Source organism: Kribbella sp. HUAS MG21, assembly GCF_040254265.1.
Taxonomy (GTDB): domain Bacteria; phylum Actinomycetota; class Actinomycetes; order Propionibacteriales; family Kribbellaceae; genus Kribbella.
This window is the reverse complement of record NZ_CP158165.1, coordinates 4,072,314-4,087,735: the sequence shown is the minus strand read 5'-3', so window position 1 is coordinate 4,087,735 and position 15,422 is coordinate 4,072,314. Positions and strand designations below refer to the sequence as shown.

General features: G+C 69.9%; 13 protein-coding genes. 3 read left to right on the top strand and 10 right to left on the bottom strand.

Features of this window, described 5'->3' with window-relative positions:
• Positions 1-12: 12 nt before the first annotated feature.
• The 5 genes from ABN611_RS20150 to mca form a co-directional block, all read right to left on the bottom strand.
• Complete coding sequence (locus ABN611_RS20150) at positions 13-2,088, bottom strand: M4 family metallopeptidase (RefSeq protein ID WP_350281443.1); 2,076 nt, start codon at positions 2,086-2,088, stop codon at positions 13-15.
• Between the two features lie 225 nt (positions 2,089-2,313).
• A complete protein-coding gene (locus ABN611_RS20145) occupies positions 2,314-4,281 on the bottom strand; it encodes a thioredoxin domain-containing protein (RefSeq protein ID WP_350281442.1) in 1,968 nt (655 codons plus the stop codon).
• Positions 4,282-4,316: 35 nt separating this feature from the next.
• Positions 4,317-5,342, bottom strand: coding sequence for a CopD family protein (locus tag ABN611_RS20140; RefSeq protein WP_350281441.1), 1,026 nt, complete (start codon positions 5,340-5,342; stop codon positions 4,317-4,319).
• A gap of 56 nt (positions 5,343-5,398) precedes the next feature.
• Positions 5,399-5,692 (bottom strand): hypothetical protein, encoded by a 294-nt coding sequence (locus ABN611_RS20135; RefSeq protein WP_350281440.1) that lies wholly within the window; start codon positions 5,690-5,692, stop codon positions 5,399-5,401.
• Positions 5,693-5,723: 31 nt separating this feature from the next.
• A complete protein-coding gene (mca, locus tag ABN611_RS20130; protein ID WP_350281439.1) occupies positions 5,724-6,587 on the bottom strand; it encodes a mycothiol conjugate amidase Mca in 864 nt (287 codons plus the stop codon).
• Positions 6,588-6,646: 59 nt separating this feature from the next.
• Here mca and ABN611_RS20125 point away from each other — a divergent pair, with 59 nt between their 5' ends.
• Positions 6,647-7,072, top strand: a complete 426-nt coding sequence (locus ABN611_RS20125) for a DUF4307 domain-containing protein (protein WP_350281438.1) — start codon at positions 6,647-6,649, stop codon at positions 7,070-7,072.
• Here the strand turns inward: ABN611_RS20125 and ABN611_RS20120 are convergent.
• Positions 7,069-8,358: a hypothetical protein gene (locus ABN611_RS20120; protein ID WP_350281437.1), complete on the bottom strand. Its 1,290-nt coding sequence runs from the start codon at positions 8,356-8,358 to the stop codon at positions 7,069-7,071. The two genes, ABN611_RS20125 and ABN611_RS20120, sit on opposite strands and share 4 nt — an antisense overlap.
• A gap of 267 nt (positions 8,359-8,625) precedes the next feature.
• On the opposite strand from ABN611_RS20120, the gene greA reads away from it, so the two are divergent.
• Positions 8,626-9,138: a transcription elongation factor GreA gene (gene greA, locus ABN611_RS20115; protein WP_167206879.1), complete on the top strand. Its 513-nt coding sequence runs from the start codon at positions 8,626-8,628 to the stop codon at positions 9,136-9,138.
• A 151-nt stretch (positions 9,139-9,289) separates the two neighbouring features.
• Here the strand turns inward: greA and ABN611_RS20110 are convergent, their stop codons facing one another.
• Both ABN611_RS20110 and ABN611_RS20105 read right to left on the bottom strand, forming a co-directional pair.
• Positions 9,290-10,126, bottom strand: coding sequence for an ABC transporter permease (locus tag ABN611_RS20110; protein WP_350281436.1), 837 nt, complete (start codon positions 10,124-10,126; stop codon positions 9,290-9,292).
• A complete protein-coding gene (locus ABN611_RS20105) occupies positions 10,123-11,100 on the bottom strand; it encodes an ATP-binding cassette domain-containing protein (protein ID WP_350281435.1) in 978 nt (325 codons plus the stop codon). The genes ABN611_RS20110 and ABN611_RS20105 overlap by 4 nt, the downstream gene beginning before the upstream one ends.
• Positions 11,101-11,248: 148 nt before the next feature.
• Between ABN611_RS20105 and ABN611_RS20100 the strand changes: the two genes are divergently transcribed.
• Positions 11,249-12,547 carry an MFS transporter gene (locus ABN611_RS20100; protein ID WP_350281434.1) on the top strand — a complete coding sequence of 433 codons (1,299 nt, stop codon included), beginning with the start codon at positions 11,249-11,251 and terminating at the stop codon, positions 12,545-12,547.
• A 14-nt stretch (positions 12,548-12,561) separates the two neighbouring features.
• Here the strand turns inward: ABN611_RS20100 and ABN611_RS20095 are convergent, their stop codons facing one another.
• Together ABN611_RS20095 and ABN611_RS20090 are read right to left on the bottom strand one after the other, a co-directional pair.
• A complete protein-coding gene (locus ABN611_RS20095; RefSeq protein ID WP_350281433.1) occupies positions 12,562-13,725 on the bottom strand; it encodes a hypothetical protein in 1,164 nt (387 codons plus the stop codon).
• Positions 13,726-13,859: 134 nt separating this feature from the next.
• Positions 13,860-15,323 carry an MFS transporter gene (locus ABN611_RS20090; RefSeq protein WP_350281432.1) on the bottom strand — a complete coding sequence of 488 codons (1,464 nt, stop codon included), beginning with the start codon at positions 15,321-15,323 and terminating at the stop codon, positions 13,860-13,862.
• Positions 15,324-15,422 lie beyond the last annotated feature (99 nt).

The following is a 15,422-nucleotide window of genomic DNA, read 5'->3' as shown; positions in this document are numbered from 1 at the left end:
TTCACCGTGGCCTCAGCTCACGGTCAGCGAGGTGTCGTCGATGACGAAGCTCGTCTGCAGCGAGGAGTCCTCCTGGCCGACGAACCGCACCGTGACGGTCTTACCCTTGTACTGCGTCACGTTGAGCGTCTTCTGCACGTACGTCGTGTTCTTGTTCAGGTTCGAGTACGTCGCCAGCGTGGTCACCGTGGACCCGTCCACGACCTGCACCTTCGCCGTGTCGTACACCGTCGACGACGTGGTCTCCGCGGTGTCGATCCGGATCCAGAACGACAGCGTCGCGCTGGTCCCCGCCGCCGGGATCGCGACCGACTGGCCGACGTTCTCGGTGGTGGTGCGGCCGTTGCCCTGCAGCCACAGCTTCCAGGTGCCGGTGCGCGCCGGGCGGCCGGTGTTGTTGGTGATCGGGCCGGCGGTCCCGGTCCAGTCCACCGCGCCGGACTCGAAGCCCGGGTTCTTCAGCAGGTTGGCGCCGGTCGGCGGCTCCGGGTCGGTGCCGCCGCCGCAGGTGGCCGCGCCGGCCGGGACCGAGATGCCGTTGAACGCGGCCTCGATGCCCTTGCACTGCGCGGAGTCGGCGCCGTACAGCTCCTTCGCGGAGTTGATCGCACCCTCACGGGCATCCTTGTAGGTGCTGCCCGAGCTCAGCTTCGTGCTCAGCGTGCGGTACCAGACCTTGGCGGCCACGTCGCGGCCGACACCGGTGATGGTCGCGCCGTTGCAGGCGGTGCTGCTGTGGTTCACGCCGCCGATGACCTTGCTGCCGGTGCCCTCGGAGGCCAGGTAGAACCAGTGGTTCAGCGGGCCGGACGAGTAGTGCGGGTCCATCCCGCCGGTGCTGCTCGACCAGCAGTCCACGGACCGGCCGTCCTTCGACGGCTTGTCCATGTAGCGCAGCGGCGTGCCGTTGCCGTTGATGTTGATCTTCTCGCCGATCAGGTAGTCACCCGGGTCGCTCGAGTTGTTGGCGGCGAACTCCACCGCGGTGCCGAAGATGTCCGAGGTGGACTCGTTCAGGCCGCCGGCGTCGCCGGAGTAGTTCAGGTTGGCGGTCGCCTCGGTGACACCGTGGCTCATCTCGTGGCCGGCCACGTCGATGCTGGTCAGCGGCCGCGCGTTGTTCGCGCCGTCGCCGTACGTCATCTGGGTGCCGTCCCAGAACGCGTTCACGTACGCGTTGCCGTAGTGCACCCGCGAGCGGGCGCCGCGGCCGTCGTTGAAGATGCCGTTGCGGCCGTGGACGTTCTTGTAGTAGTCCCACGTCAGCTGGGCGCCGTAGTGCGCGTCCACGCCCGCGGTCTGGCGGTTGGAGGTGGCGCCGTTGCCCCAGGTGTCGTCGGCGTCGGTGAACGTCGTACCGGATCCGGAGGTCGCCCCGTTCAGGTCGGTGGTGTGGTTGCCGCCGCGGCTCGGGTCGCTCATCGTGTAGCTGCCCGACGTGCCGATCGAGACCGTGCCGGAGTACATCGAGTTGCCGGTGCCGGTCTTGACCTCGTCGTCCTGGTCCAGGATGGCGCCGGTCTTGGCGTCGACGAACGAGTGCAGCACCGACGGGGTCTGGTCGGCCTTCACACCGGTGGTGACGACCTCGTAGGCGAGGACGGGCTTGGTGGGCGTCACGAAGACGACCAGTTCGCCCTTGTTGCTCGTGGTCTTGAACTTCGCCGCCTGCGCGCCCTTGGTGAGCGCCGCCGACTGGGACAGGGTCGGCTTGGTGGCGACGCCGACCGACTTGGCGCCGCGGTTGTAGGTGACCTGCCCGATCGCCTCGCCCTTGCGCTTGACGATCAGGTCACCCCCGACGACCCGCAGGCCGTTGAAGGTCCGGTCGTAGCGGACGTACTCCGTACCGTCCGGGTCCTTGACCACGTCGCGGACCTTGAGCTGCTCGCCGGAGCCGAGTCCGAGGGCGGCGGCCGTCCGCGCGGTCAGCGCCTGCTCGGCCTGGACGGCGGCCGGCTGGTTGAAGCCGGATGCCGGGAGCGGAGCCGTCCGGTCGGCGGCACCCGCGGTCGAAGCGGTGAAGGACGCGGCCAGACCCGCCGCCGCGACCACGGCCACCGCCCCTGCTGATGTCAGTCGTTTCAAGACAACATCTCCTCACGGTGTGGTCGCTGTTTGGGCGCAGCGACCGAATTCAGTTGGGGACGCGCCGGACGCTGACGCAACAGTGTCACTGCCTCATTTGTGACACTTCGTGTCGGTACATGCGAGTTCTGTTACATCCGGCTGAGGATCGACTGTTGCCGTCCGCCGCCCCCGCGTCAAGGGATTCCGCCGAAACGACAGGGAAAACCCGCACCCGCCGGGCGGTCAGCCCGCGGTGCGCAACTCGCGGCGAAGGTGTTCCGGCAACGTCACCGGGAGGCGGCAGGTGAATTTCCGACACACGTACGCCGCCGGTTGGCCGCCGACCAGGCCCCGGCCCTCCATCAGCGGTACCGCGAGACCGAGCGCACCGGCCACGACCGGCGTACCCCAGGGAGCGTCGGCGAAGGCCACCCGCCGGAGCTCCGCGGTCCCCTCGTCCCCGGCGATCGCGATCTCGAGCGGGCCGCCGGCAACCGTCTCGGCCACGGCCAACGCCCGTCCGGCGAACCGCGGCGCCCGGGCCGCGATCGCCGCCGATGCCTGCAGGGCCTGCTGCGCGGCGGTCTCGTACCGGTCCGATCCGGTCAGGCTCGCGAGGGTCGTGAACGCCTCCGCCGCCAGACTCACGCCGGACGGCGTCGCGTTGTCGGTCGCGTCCTGCGGCCGCCACACCAGTTGCTCGGCATCCGCCGCTGTGTCGAAGTAGGAGCCGTCAGCAACGAACTGCGCCAGAACCCTGCCCAGCAAAGCCTCCGCGGTACGGAACCACTCCACGTCTCCCGTTGCCCCGAGCAACGTCAGGCAGCCCTGGGCGAACGCCGCATAGTCCTCGAGTACGCCGTCCGCGCTGCCGCGCTCGCCGTCCCGCGACGTCCGGTAGAGCCGGTCACCCTCCAGGTGCACGTCGCGGATCAGCCGCGCGGCGCGCTCGGCTGCCTCGACGTACTGCGGCCTGTCGAGCACGATGCCCGCGCGGGTCAGGGCCGTGATCGCCAGCCCGTTCCACGCCGCGACCACCTTGTCGTCGCGGCCGGGGTAGGTGCGAGCGCTGCGGGCCTGCTTGAGCGTCTCGCGGACACGCGCCCACCGCTCGGGATCGTCCGGGTCCTGCCGCAACTGGAGGACCGACGTACCGTGCTCGAAGGTCCCGGTCACGTCGCACAGGTCGATGACCCAGTCGGCGTCGTCGGTCGCGGCGCGCAGTTCCTCGGGCGTCCAGACGTAGTACTTGCCCTCCTCGCCCTCGGTGTCGGCGTCGAGGGCGGAGGCGAAGCCGCCTTCCGGCGTACGGAGCTCGGCGAGCAGGAAGTCCGCGGTCTCCTCGGCGATGCGCTTCGCCAGCGGGTCGGCGCCGATCGTCCACCAGTGCGTGTAGACGTCCAGGAGCAGCGCGTTGTCGTACAGCATCTTCTCGAAGTGCGGCACGATCCACTGACCGTCGACGGAGTACCGCGCGAAGCCGCCGGCGAGCTGGTCGTACATGCCGCCGCGGGCCATCCGGTCGCAGGTGTGCGCGACCATCGCGAGCGCGTCCTCGTCACCGGTCCGGCGGTGATGGCGGAGCAGGAAGTCGAGCACCATGGACGGCGGGAACTTCGGCGCCCGCCCGAAGCCGGCGTCGACCGGGTCGAAGTCCGTCTTCAGCACCTGCACGGCCCGTGCGAGGTCGACCGTCTCCCGGCCGGCGGGCTGCTGCGCGCCGAGCTGCTCGACAACGCTCTTCCCGATCCCGTCGAGCTGTTCGCGCCGGTGCTGCCACGCGTCGGTGATCGCCTCCAGCACCTGCCGGAACGACGCCATCCCCGCGCGGGAGTCCTTCGGGAAGTACGTCCCGCAGAAGAACGGCTCCCCCGCCGGCGTCAGGAACACCGACATCGGCCAGCCGCCCTGCCCGGTCATCGCCACGGTCGCGGCCATGTAGATCGCGTCGACGTCCGGCCGCTCCTCGCGGTCGACCTTCACGCTGACGAAGTGCGCGCTCAGGTACGCCGCGGTCTCGGCGTCCTCGAACGACTCGTGCGCCATCACGTGACACCAGTGACAGGCGGAGTACCCGACCGAGAGGAACACCGGCACGTCCCGCTCCCGCGCCTCGGCGAACGCCTCCTCCGACCACTCCCGCCACTCGACAGGGTTGCCCGCATGCTGCCGCAGATAAGGACTGGTCGACCGCCCGAGCTCGTTCGCCATACCCCCACCGTATGCTCCCGCCGGCGGGCACCGGACTAGGCGGTCTGGGACAGCGCTACCGACAGGCCGAGTGTGGCGGACATCGTGAGGAGTTCTACCGCGACGATGCGCCAGAAGGGGTGTGTGCCTTCGGCGAGGCCGTTGCGCGAGTAGGCGCGGTGGATCGCGGCGAGGAGGACCAGGAGCAGGAACGCGGCGATCTTCGCGAGCAGGAGGGCGCCGTACGTGTCCGCGGTGACCGCGTCGGTGACCGAGCCCCAGCCGCCGCCCTTCGCGGCCAGGCGGCCGGCGGCGCTCAGGAGGCCGCTGAGCACTACGGCGATCGCCGAGATCACCGCGACCTGGCCGTACCGCTCCATCACCAGCGGCAGCCCGTTGCGGCTCGCCCGCCCGTAGCGGACCAGGCCCGCGAGCCCGCCGATCCAGGTGGTCGCCGCGATCACGTGGATCACCAGTGCGGCGCCGGCGATGACGACGTACGACTCGTTCCTCGGGTACGCCGTGACCGCGTTCGGGACCAGCGCCGCGATCGCGACCAGCACGCCGAGCCCGGCCGCCGACGACGTCTGCACGCGGCGGATGCCGATCGCCAGCGCGAGCACCAGGATGCCCGTGATCAGGAACGCCTTCACCTCGGGGACGCCGAGCGCGTCGTCCAGCCGCAACCGAAGCAGCCGCACCGGGGTGTTCAGCAGCAGCGCCGCGGTCACCACGGCACCGGCGAACGCGCACACCGCCCAGATGATCGCCGAGTTGCTCGCGTCCCGGACCGCGCGACGCCCCTGGACGCCGAGCGGACCGCCTTCGAGGCGCAGCAGTACGACGGCCGCGAGCAGCGCGCCCGCACACCCGACGGTGGCCAGCGTGGACACCAACCGGAGCAGCGGCGACAGCCAGGACACGAACGGCCCTGGCCCGCCGATCCCGCCGGACAGGCTCGGCTCGCTGTCGGCGGCGTACATCGCGACCACCAGCGCCGCCGACGCGACGGCGGCCGCCGCCACGCCGCCCGCGACCAGACGTCCAGGCATCCGGTGCCTGGCAGCGCGGGTCGCGGTCACCGGCTCACTATAGGGTCAGAAACAGGTGGGCAGCCCAGTCCGACACCAGGTCGTGATCAGGGTGTTTCACTCGATGTCCGGTCCGGGGTCTTCGGGGTCGCTTCCGAAGTCTTCGGCTCCGCACCGCCAGCCGGGGACTGCGAGTCGTCCGGACTCGCTGGGCCGCCGGACGGTGCTGGGTCGTCCGCACCATCGCGGTCCACGTCGATCCGCTTCAGCTGCTTGCCCATGTTGCGCCACAGCAGGAACGTGGCGACAGCGAGCGCGAGCACGATCAGGAGCGCGATCCATCCCGGCTTCACGACGTCGGGGTCGATCTCGGCCGTCTGAAGGGAGATCATCGCTGTCACGCCACCATTCTCTCATTGTCCGCGCCGCCCGTCAGCGGAGCCCCGCGAACAGGTCGTCCTCGGGCAGCTCGGAGTCGACCAGACTGCGCGCCAGCTCGTAGTCCTCGGTCGGCCAGGCCGCCTGGTGCACCTCCAGCGGTACGGCGAACCAGGCGCCGTCCGGGTCGATCTGGGTCGCGTGCGCGAGCAGCGCCCGGTCCCGCACCTCGAAGTACTTCGCGCACTCGACCCGGGTGGTGATCCGGCGCTCGTTCTCCGGGTCGGGCTTCCAGTCCTTCAGCCGCTCGGCGTACGGCGACTCGAGGCCGCGCGCGAGCATCCCGTCGTGCAGCGCCTTCATCCGCTCGTAGTGGAACGTGTGGTGGTAGTACAGCTTCAGCGGCTGCCACGGCTCGCCGAGCTCCGGGTAGGCGTCCTTGTCCCCCGCGGCCTCGAACGCGGCCACCGTGATCTGGTGGCACATCACGTGGTCCGGGTGCGGGTAGCCGCCGTTCTCGTCGTACGTCGTGACGACCTGCGGGCGGAACTCGCGGATCAGCTTCACCAGCGGGGCGGCCGCGTCGTCGACCTTCTGCAGGCCGAAGCAGCCCTCCGGCAGCGGCGGCAGCGGGTCGCCCTCCGGGAACCCGGAGTCCACCCAGCCCAGCCACTCCTGCCGGATCCCGAGGATCTCGCGCGCCGTGTCCATCTCCCGGCGGCGGATCTCGGTGATGTTCGCCAGCACCTCGGGGCGGTCCATCTTCGGGTTCAGGATCGATCCGCGCTCCCCGCCGGTACACGTGGCGACCATCACCTCCACGCCCTCGGCCACGTACCGCGCGGTCGACGCGGCTCCCTTGCTCGACTCGTCGTCCGGGTGGGCGTGCACATGCAACAACCGCAGATCTCCACTCACAAGACACAATGGTCCTCCAACCCCGCGCAAAACCCACGACCGACCCCCTGGACGCACCTGTGACCGACTCCTCCCCGTCCCCCACCGCCGACCTGAACGCCCGGTACGGAAGGACCGGACGCTCGCGCCGGCCGCTGATCGTCGCGGCGGTGGCCGTGGTCGCGCTGGCCGGCCTCGCGTGGCTGGTCTGGGTCGCCTGGGCGCAGTCGCACCCGCCGGTGCAGTCGCAGCTGCAGGGGTTCGAGATCGTGTCGCCGACGAGCGCCAAGGCCACGGTCAAGGTCGACCGGAACGAGTCGGTGGAGGCGGTCTGCCGGTTGCAGGCCAAGGCGGCGGACTTCTCGATCGTCGGCGAGGTGAGCGTCACGGTGCCGGCCGACTCCCCGCGCGACCAGGTGGTCCCGGTGACCCTGACGACGCAACGGTCGGCGACCTCGGTCGTCCTGATCGGCTGTACGACGGCCGACCAGCACCGCCCGCGCTAGGACTTCTTGAGCGCGGCGACCAGTGCGGTCTCGCCGACTTTCAGGTGCTTGCGCAGTACCTGCTCCCGAACGGCGGGATCGTCGGGGCCGCGCGCGAGGTCGGCGTACAGCGCATTCACGGTCCGCTGCCCGTACTTCGTCACGAGGTACTCGACGATCACCCAGCTGACGCCGTAGCTGTCCTCGTCGTAGTCGCCGTGGAAGACGCCGTCGATCGGGAGCACCACCAGTGCCGGGATCTTCTCGCGCAGCAACTCGCGGCGCTGGTCGGCGAGCTCCTCCCGGTACCCGTTGCGCGCGGCGAGCTCGTTCTCGACGTACATCGCGAGTCCTTCGACCAGCCAGCTCGGCGCCCGGTCGCCGAGCGGCTCCATCGCCGCATGCGTGAACTCGTGCGCCAGCAGCAACCGTCCGGCCTTGGTGCGCTGGTCGGGGTTGATGACCACCCGGCTGCCGGTCACCTCGAACTCGCTCGCCTCCGGGTTCGCCGGGGCGAAGTTGCGCACGGCCACGGCGGCGGCCGGATGCCCGCCGGTGCGCCATTCGGCGGACATCGAGCGGCTGTCGGCCATCGCGATGACCAGAATCCCCGCCTGCGTACGCCGGGTGATCGCGCGCACCGTCGGGAAGGCCAGCTGCGACTCCCGGGCGAGGCGTTCGCCGTTGCGGCGTTCGGCGGCCGGTACGACGACCAGCACGCCGGGCCGGCGGGCGACCTCGATCGCGCCGAGGTCCCAGGGTTCGCGGTACGCGTTCAGGTCCGACTCGGCCGCGAGATCGTCGTCGTCGACCAGCAGCCAGCGGCCGTCGCGCTCGGCGAAGGTGTAGCCGAGGGAGGTGGCGCGCGGAGTCGCGTCGATACCGGCGACCTGTAGCTGCATCAGCACGCGCAGTGCGCGGGCGCTCGGCCCGTGCTGTTCCTGCGGCTCCGGAGCCCAGTTGGTGTCGACCTGGTAGCTCAGTCGCGCTAGGCCGAGCTTGCGCAGGTTGGCGAACACCTGCTGGTCGCGTTGCCGGAGCTGCTGGTTCGCCGGGTCGACGTTCTGCAGGTACTGCGACAGTTGGCCGGTCAGTACTGCGGATGCTCGCGTCTTCAGCACCGTGTCGACGGCGGCCAGCATCTGCTCTTCGCTCGGCGTCGCGCTGACCGTCGGAGAGGCTGCCGGTACGTCGTCGTCACCGCGGCCCGTGGCGATCCAGGTGATCGTCGCCGCCACGAGCGCGAGCACGGCGATGCCCGCGGTCCACAGCCACCTGCGCCGACCGGCACTCGTTGTCAGCTCCACCACGTCCCCCGCCCGCCCCGCGCCGTTTTCCGGGGAGCGTAGGAAAGTGCAGGTCAGGGGTCAATCGCGGGTCTGACGGCAACCGATTGCCCGGAAACTTTCCGCGATCGGCGTAATGCCGCCGAGCAAACGTTTTCCAGGCGTTTGTGGACCGTTGGGACCCCTGCGTGATCGGCGGTCTCTTGCTACGCTCGTTGGAATGGTCGCCGTCGACGACGGCGGCCAGCAGTATTTTCCTGCCCATCCCACCGACACAAGGAGCAGCCCGTGACGCAGAAGATCGACGAGGACAGCGTTGTCTGGCTGACGCAGGACGGTTACGACCAGCTGAAGTCGGAGCTCGAGCACCTGAAGGGCCCTGCCCGTGCCGAGATCACCCAGCGGATCAGCGAGGCCAGGGACGAGGGCGACCTCAAGGAGAACGGCGGCTACCACGCCGCGAAGGACGAGCAGGGCAAGATCGAGGCCCGGATCCGGCAGCTGGAGGACATGCTCCGGCGGGCGCGGGTCGGCGAGACCCCGAAGGCCGGCGGCAAGATCGAGCCGGGCATGAAGGTGTCGATCAAGTTCGCCGGTGACGACGACGTCGAGACGTTCCTGCTCGGCTCCCGCGAGCTGCTCGCCCTGGACGCGTCGGTGGACATCGACGTCTACTCGCCGCAGTCTCCGCTGGGCGCCGCGATCCTCGGCAAGAAGAAGGGCGACAAGGCCACCTACGAGGCCCCGAACGGCAAGGACGTGACCGTCGAGATCGTCGCCGCGGAACCCTTCACCGGCTGACTCCACCAAAGCTTCCAGCGCCCCGGTGGACAACCACCGGGGCGCTTGCTTTTTGAGTCACGCCGTACCGTCGTCAGCCCCACCGTGGACAGCTGACGGGGACCGCGGACACCTGGTCAGATGTCCGCGGTCCCCAGGCAGTGTCCGGGGATCAGTGCGTCGTCGCGCTGCGGTACTTGCGGACCGCGAGCGGCGCGAAGACCGCGATGATCACGGCACACCAGATCAGCGACAGCCACACCGGGTGCTGCGCGGGGAAGCCGTCCGGGCTGGCGAACGGCGACGGGTTCCCGAACAGGTGCCGGCAGGCGGCGACGATCGAGGAGATCGGGTTCCACTCGGCGACCGGTTGCAGGCCGCTGGGCAGGTTCGGCGTCGGGACGAACGCGTTCGACAGAAAGGTCAGCGGGAACAGCCAGATCAGCCCGGCCGAGGCCGCCACCTCGGGACCGCCGACCGACAGCCCGATCAGCGCCCCGACCCAGAGCATCGCGAACGCGAACAGCAGCAGGATCGCGAACGCCGCCAGCGCCTGGCCGAACCCGTTGTGCCAGCGCCAGCCGACGATGAACCCGCAGAGCACCATCACCAGCATCACGAACGCGTTGAACACCAGGTCGCCGACCACCCGGCCGGCGATCACCCCGGACCTTGCCATCGGCAACGACCGGAAGCGGTCGATGAGCCCCTTCGACATGTCGTCGGCGAGCCCCACACTCGCCGACGCGACCGCGAACGCCATCGTCTGCGCGAAGATCCCGGACATCAGGAACTCCCGGTACGCCCGCGCGCCGGGGAACCCCGGGATCGGGATCGCGTTCCCGAACACGTACGCGAACAGCAGCACGAACATGATCGGCTGGATGGTCGCGTAGATCAGCATGTCCGGCGTCCGCGGGATCCGCTTCAGGCTCCGCCAGGCGAGCACCCCGGCATCGGACAACGCCCGGGCGACCGGATTCACCCGGGCAGGCGACTGCGTACTCACAACGACTCCTTCTGCTCGGCCTCGTGCCCGGTCAGGCTGAGGAAAACGTCGTCCAGCGTCGGCCGCCGCAGGCCGATGTCGGCGATCCGGATCCCGGCGGCGTCCAGCGTCCGGATCACCTCGACCAGCGCACTCGAGCCGCCCGGCGCCGGCACCGTGATCCGGCGGGTGTGCTCCTCGAGCGTGGTCGACTCCGGATCCGCGATCCCGAGCGCGGCGGTCAGCAGCTCCAGCGCGCGGGTGGTGTCGCCCGGGTCGTGCACGACGACCTCGATCCGCTCGCCGCCGACCTTCGCCTTGAGCTCGTCCGCCGTACCGCGGGCGATCACCGAGCCGTGGTCCACCACCGCGATGCTGTCGGCCAGCTCGTCGGCCTCCTCGAGGTACTGCGTGGTGAGCAGGATCGTGACGCCCTCGCGGACCCGGTCGCGGATGATCTGCCACAGGTCGAGCCGCGAGCGCGGGTCCAGGCCGGTCGTCGGCTCGTCGAGGAACAGCACCTTCGGGTGCGCGATCAGCGAGCCCGCGAGGTCGAGCCGGCGCCGCATGCCGCCGGAGTACGTCTTCAGCGTGCGGTCCGCCGCCTCGGTCAGATCGAACGTGGCCAGCAGCTCCTCCGCGCGGGCCTTGGCCTGCTGGCTGCTCAGCCGGTACAGCCGGCCGAACATCCACAGGTTCTCCCGGCCGGTGAGCAGCTCGTCGACCGCGGCGTACTGCCCCGAGAGCCCGACGAGCGACCGCACGGTGTCCGCCTCCGCCACCACGTCGTGGCCGAGCACGCGGGCACTGCCGGCGTCCGGCCGCATCAGCGTGGTGAGCACCCGGACGGTGGTGGTCTTGCCCGCCCCGTTCGGCCCGAGGAGGCCGAGCACAGTCCCTTCCGGCACGTCGAGGTCGATGCCGTCGAGCGCCTTCACCGTGGTCTTCCTGCCTTTGAATGTCTTCACGAGGCCGGTCGCCTCGATTGCAGCCATCCGAACATCCCCCTTCTGGATGTGACGCAGGCCACCATCCTGCACCAGATCGCCGACAATTTCACTCTGAAATTATATTGAGTCGAGGAGACTCAACTTTCTTGATAGTTGAGTCGACATGACTCAAGTCGGGCTCTACGGTCACGGAATGGGCATCCTCCGTCACCCCGATTTCCGCCGGCTGTGGGCCGCCGACCTGCTGAGCCAGCTCGGATCGCGCCTCAGCATGGGCGCGATCCCGCTGCTCGCCGTCCTCACCCTGGACGCCTCGACGCTCCAGGTCTCGCTGCTGCGCACCTGCGAGACGGCCGCGTGGCTCGTCCTCGGTCTGTTCGCCGGGGCGTGGGCCGACCGCGTCCGCTGCCGCCCGGTCCTCGTGTACGCCGACCTGCTCCGGGCGCTGCTCTTCGCGTCGATCCCGATCGCCTGGTGGTTCGACGTACTCACACTCACGCAGGTGTACGTCGTACTCGTCCCGGCCGGGATCCTCACGGTGCTGTTCGACGTGGCGCATACGTCGTACCTGCCTCGGCTGCTCGAGCGGGAGCGGCTGTTGCCGGGGAACGCGAAACTCGCGGCCAACCACTCCATGGCCGCGGTCCTCGGGGCGGGTGCGAGCGGTCTGCTCGTCCAGTGGCTCGGGGCGGCGTTGACGATCGGACTGGATGCGTTGAGCTTCTTGTGGTCAGCGGTGTGGTTGCGGGCGATCCGGGCGACGGAGGTGGCGCCGGTGCAGCCCGAGCGGCCTAATCTGCGGCGCGAGATCGGGGAGGGGCTGCGGTTCGTGTTCCGGCACCCGCTGCTGCGGCCGCTCGCGCTGAACACGATGACGACGATGCTGTTCCAGGCGGCGGCCGGGGCGATCATGGTCGTCTACCTGGTGCGTGGCGTTCATCTGCAGCCGGCCACGATCGGGGTGCTCAGCATGATCGGTCTTCTCGGTGCGATCGTCGCCTCCGCTGTCACCGAGAAGCTCAGCAGCCGGTACGGCGATGCGCGCACGCTGCTGGTGTCGTCGACCGGGATCGGGGTGGCGTTCACCGTGCAGGCGCTGACGGGGCCCGGGTGGCAGGTGAGCTGGTTCGTGGTCGGGACATTGCTGGCCGGGTTCTGCATCATCGTCAGCTACGTCCTGCAGGTCAGCACCCAGCAACGCCTCTGCCCAGCGGCCCTCCAAGGCCGGGTCAGCGCCACCATGAGCTTCGTCAGCTGGGGCGCCACCCCCCTCGGCAGCCTCCTCGGCGGCGCTCTCGGCACAGCCTTCGGCCTACAACTCACCCTCTGGATCGCAGGCCTCGGCACCCTCGCCGGCACCGCCGCCCTCTACCTCTCCCCCCTCCGCAGGCTGCGGACGATCCCGGCCGAGGAGGTACCGACGCCAAGGCCATCACAATCGTCCGGTGACGCCGTGGTCCAGCGCGGCGGCGAGCCGGATGGGCGATTGTGATGGCCTGGCGATCCTCAGTCGGAGGCGATCTGCGCTGTGCCGACCAGGACCTCTACGTCCAGGGCGGCGCGGCCGCGGCCGATTTCGACGTCTTTGGACTGGCCGGAGACTGCGCCGGTCCAGGTGACGCGGCCCAGTTGGGCCTCGGTGTGGACGTGGACGTCGGAGCCGCGACGGAGGGCGACCTTCGCCGTACCGGACTCGACGCGGACGCGGGAGCGGCCCTTGGTGATCTGGGCGTCCAGTTCGGCGGAACCTGCCTGGACGAGTACGTCGACCGGGCCGTCGACGTCGGAGACCTTCGCCATACCGGCGGTGACGCGGACCCGGGTCAGGCCGGGGAGGCGTTCGGCGTGCACGCTGCCGCCGGTGACCTCGACCTCGACCTGGAGGTGCGGGTTGACGCGGATCGAGAGTTCCTTGGCGAGGCCGTTGACGTGCGCCTTCAGGTCGGTCGGGTTGCGGAGCATGCTGAACCCGTCGATCGAGACGCCCATGTCGCCCTCGCTGCTGATCGCGAGCGTGTCGCCGTCGCGCTTGATCACGTGCGGCCCGTCGACCGCCACGCCGTTCACGGCCGGCTCACCGATCAGCCGCACCCGGCGCCCGATCGCCCGCACCGTCACCCGCTGCACCCCCGACGGAATCGGCACATTACTGTGCTCCTCCACCGGCTCGGCCTCGTCATCCACCACACTGTCCTGCACCCCCGCCCAGCCGGGCTCGGCGGACTCCGCAGCCGGCCTGCCGGCCGGTCCCGCAGCCTCAGCGCCCGGCTTGCTCGCTGGTCCAGCGGACCCAGTACCCGGCTCGGCCGCCGGGCCGGCAGACTCTGCGGCTGGCTTGGCGGACGGGCCGGCGGGTTCTGCGGTCGGCTTGGTGTTCGGTTCGGTGGGCTCGGGGTTCGGGGAGTCGACGGCGTCGGCCCAGACCTCGGGAGAGGGCACCTCGTCGCCGGTCGGCCAGGGCCACGGCGGCTTGCCCGCGGATGCGGTCTCCCCCTCGTCGGCAACCGGCTGTTCGGATGTCGCGTCGCCGGTGGGGCCGGCGTCGGCGGCGGCGGCCGTGGTCGGCTTGAGGGCGGCGATCAGGGTGGCGGCCTCCTCGCTGGAGAGGTGACCCTTGGCGACGCGGTCGAGGATGTCCTTGACCTTCTCGTCGTAGCTCTGGTTGCTCATGCCACCAAGTCCAGCACCCCGCCGGGTCGAAACCAATCGGGGAAGCCCCCGAAAAGCGATGGCACGAACCCCGGAACGGAGTCCGCACCACCGCTTCTCTATAACTGCACAGCCCCTGGCGGAGCTGGTTGTTGTCACGCTGCCGGCGTCATCTCCTCTTTCGCCAGCTCGTCCTGTACGGCGGCCAGCTCCGCCGCCTCCCGCTCCTCGGTCGCCCGGCGCGCCCGCAGGCCCCGCAGACCGGTCAGGGCGATAACCAGACCGAGCGCCGCGATCCCGGTCACGACCCCGAGCCCGGATTTGTACGCCGACAGCACACCGGTCGGCGCACTGACGCCGGCGGTCTGGCTGCTGATCACCGCGGTGACGATCGCGAGCACGACCGCGCCGCCGACCTGGTTGGAGGTGTTGAACAGCCCGGACGCCAGCCCCTGCTCGTGGTCCGGGACCCCGGACACCGCCTGGATGTTCAGCGACGGGAACCCGATCGCGAACCCGAGGCCGAGCAGCATGATGGTCGGGAACACCGTCGAGAAGTACGCCGACTCGGGCCCGATCCGCAGCGAGAGCGCGTACCCGGCGACGAACAGCGCCATCGCGACGATGATCATCTTCTCGGTACCGACCCGGTCGACGATCTTGCCGACGTTCGGGGACAGTGTCGCGACCAGCAGGCCGGCCGGCAGGAACCCGAGCGCGGTCTCGAACGACGACCAGCCCAGCAGGTTCTGCAGGTAGAGCGTGCCGATCAGCTGGAAGGCGACGTACGAACCGAAGACGGTCAGGATGGCCAGGTTCGCGCGCCGCAGCGAGGCGTTGCGCAGGATGCCGAGGCGCACCAGCGGGTGCTTGCTGCGCAGCTCGATCGCGACGAAGCCCGCGAGCAGTACGGCGGCCAGCGCGAACAGCCCGATCGTCTGCACCGACACCCAGCCGGCGTGCTCGGCGCCGACGACGGCGTACACCAGGGACAGCATCCCGGCGGTGACGGTGATCGCGCCCGGTACGTCGTACCCGCCGGCGGCGTCGTCCCGCGGGCTGTTCGGGATCAGCTTGATCGCGAACAGCAGCACGATCAGGGCGACCGGACCGGGCGCCAGGAACGTCCAGCGCCAGCCGACCTCGGTCAGCGCGCCGCCGAGGATCAGGCCCATCGAGAAGCCGCTGGCGGCGCAGGTGGTGAAGATGCTGAGGGCGCGGTTGCGATCCGGGCCCTCGTGGAACGTGGTGGTGATGATCGAGAGCGCGGCCGGGGCGGTGAACGCCGCGGCGACGCCCTTCACGAACCGCGCCGCGATGAGCAGTTCGGGGTTGGTGGCCAGTGAGCTCAGCATCGAGACCACGGCGAAGACGGCCAGCGCGATCAGGAAGACCCGGCGCCGGCCGAGCAGGTCGGCGGTGCGCCCGCCGAGCAGCAGCAGGCCGCCGTACCCGAGCACGTAGCCGGTCACGACCCACTGCAGAGAGGCAAGGGAGACGCCCAGGTCGGCGCCGATGGACGGCAGGGACATGCCGACCATGGACACGTCCAGGCCGTCGAGGAAGATCACGCCGCAGACCACCAGAAGAGCGCCCCAGAGGCGCGCGTCCCAAGTCATGCGGCCAGCTGATCCAGGTGATGTGGTGTGCGTTGTTTCGGTCACGAGGAGAGACTATTGCATGCGCGTGCATCTAATGTCTAGGCATTAAATGCGTTT

Excerpts from the sequence above, each read along its gene's own strand:
- ABN611_RS20100 (WP_350281434.1), top strand. The coding sequence starts at position 11,249 with ATGGGCATCCTCCGTCACCCCGATTTCCGCCGGCTGTGGGCCGCCGAC.
- ABN611_RS20095 (WP_350281433.1), bottom strand. The coding sequence starts at position 13,725 with ATGAGCAACCAGAGCTACGACGAGAAGGTCAAGGACATCCTCGACCGC.
- ABN611_RS20090 (WP_350281432.1), bottom strand. The coding sequence starts at position 15,323 with ATGACTTGGGACGCGCGCCTCTGGGGCGCTCTTCTGGTGGTCTGCGGC.
- ABN611_RS20145 (WP_350281442.1), bottom strand. The coding sequence starts at position 4,281 with ATGGCGAACGAGCTCGGGCGGTCGACCAGTCCTTATCTGCGGCAGCAT.
- ABN611_RS20105 (WP_350281435.1), bottom strand. The coding sequence starts at position 11,100 with ATGGCTGCAATCGAGGCGACCGGCCTCGTGAAGACATTCAAAGGCAGG.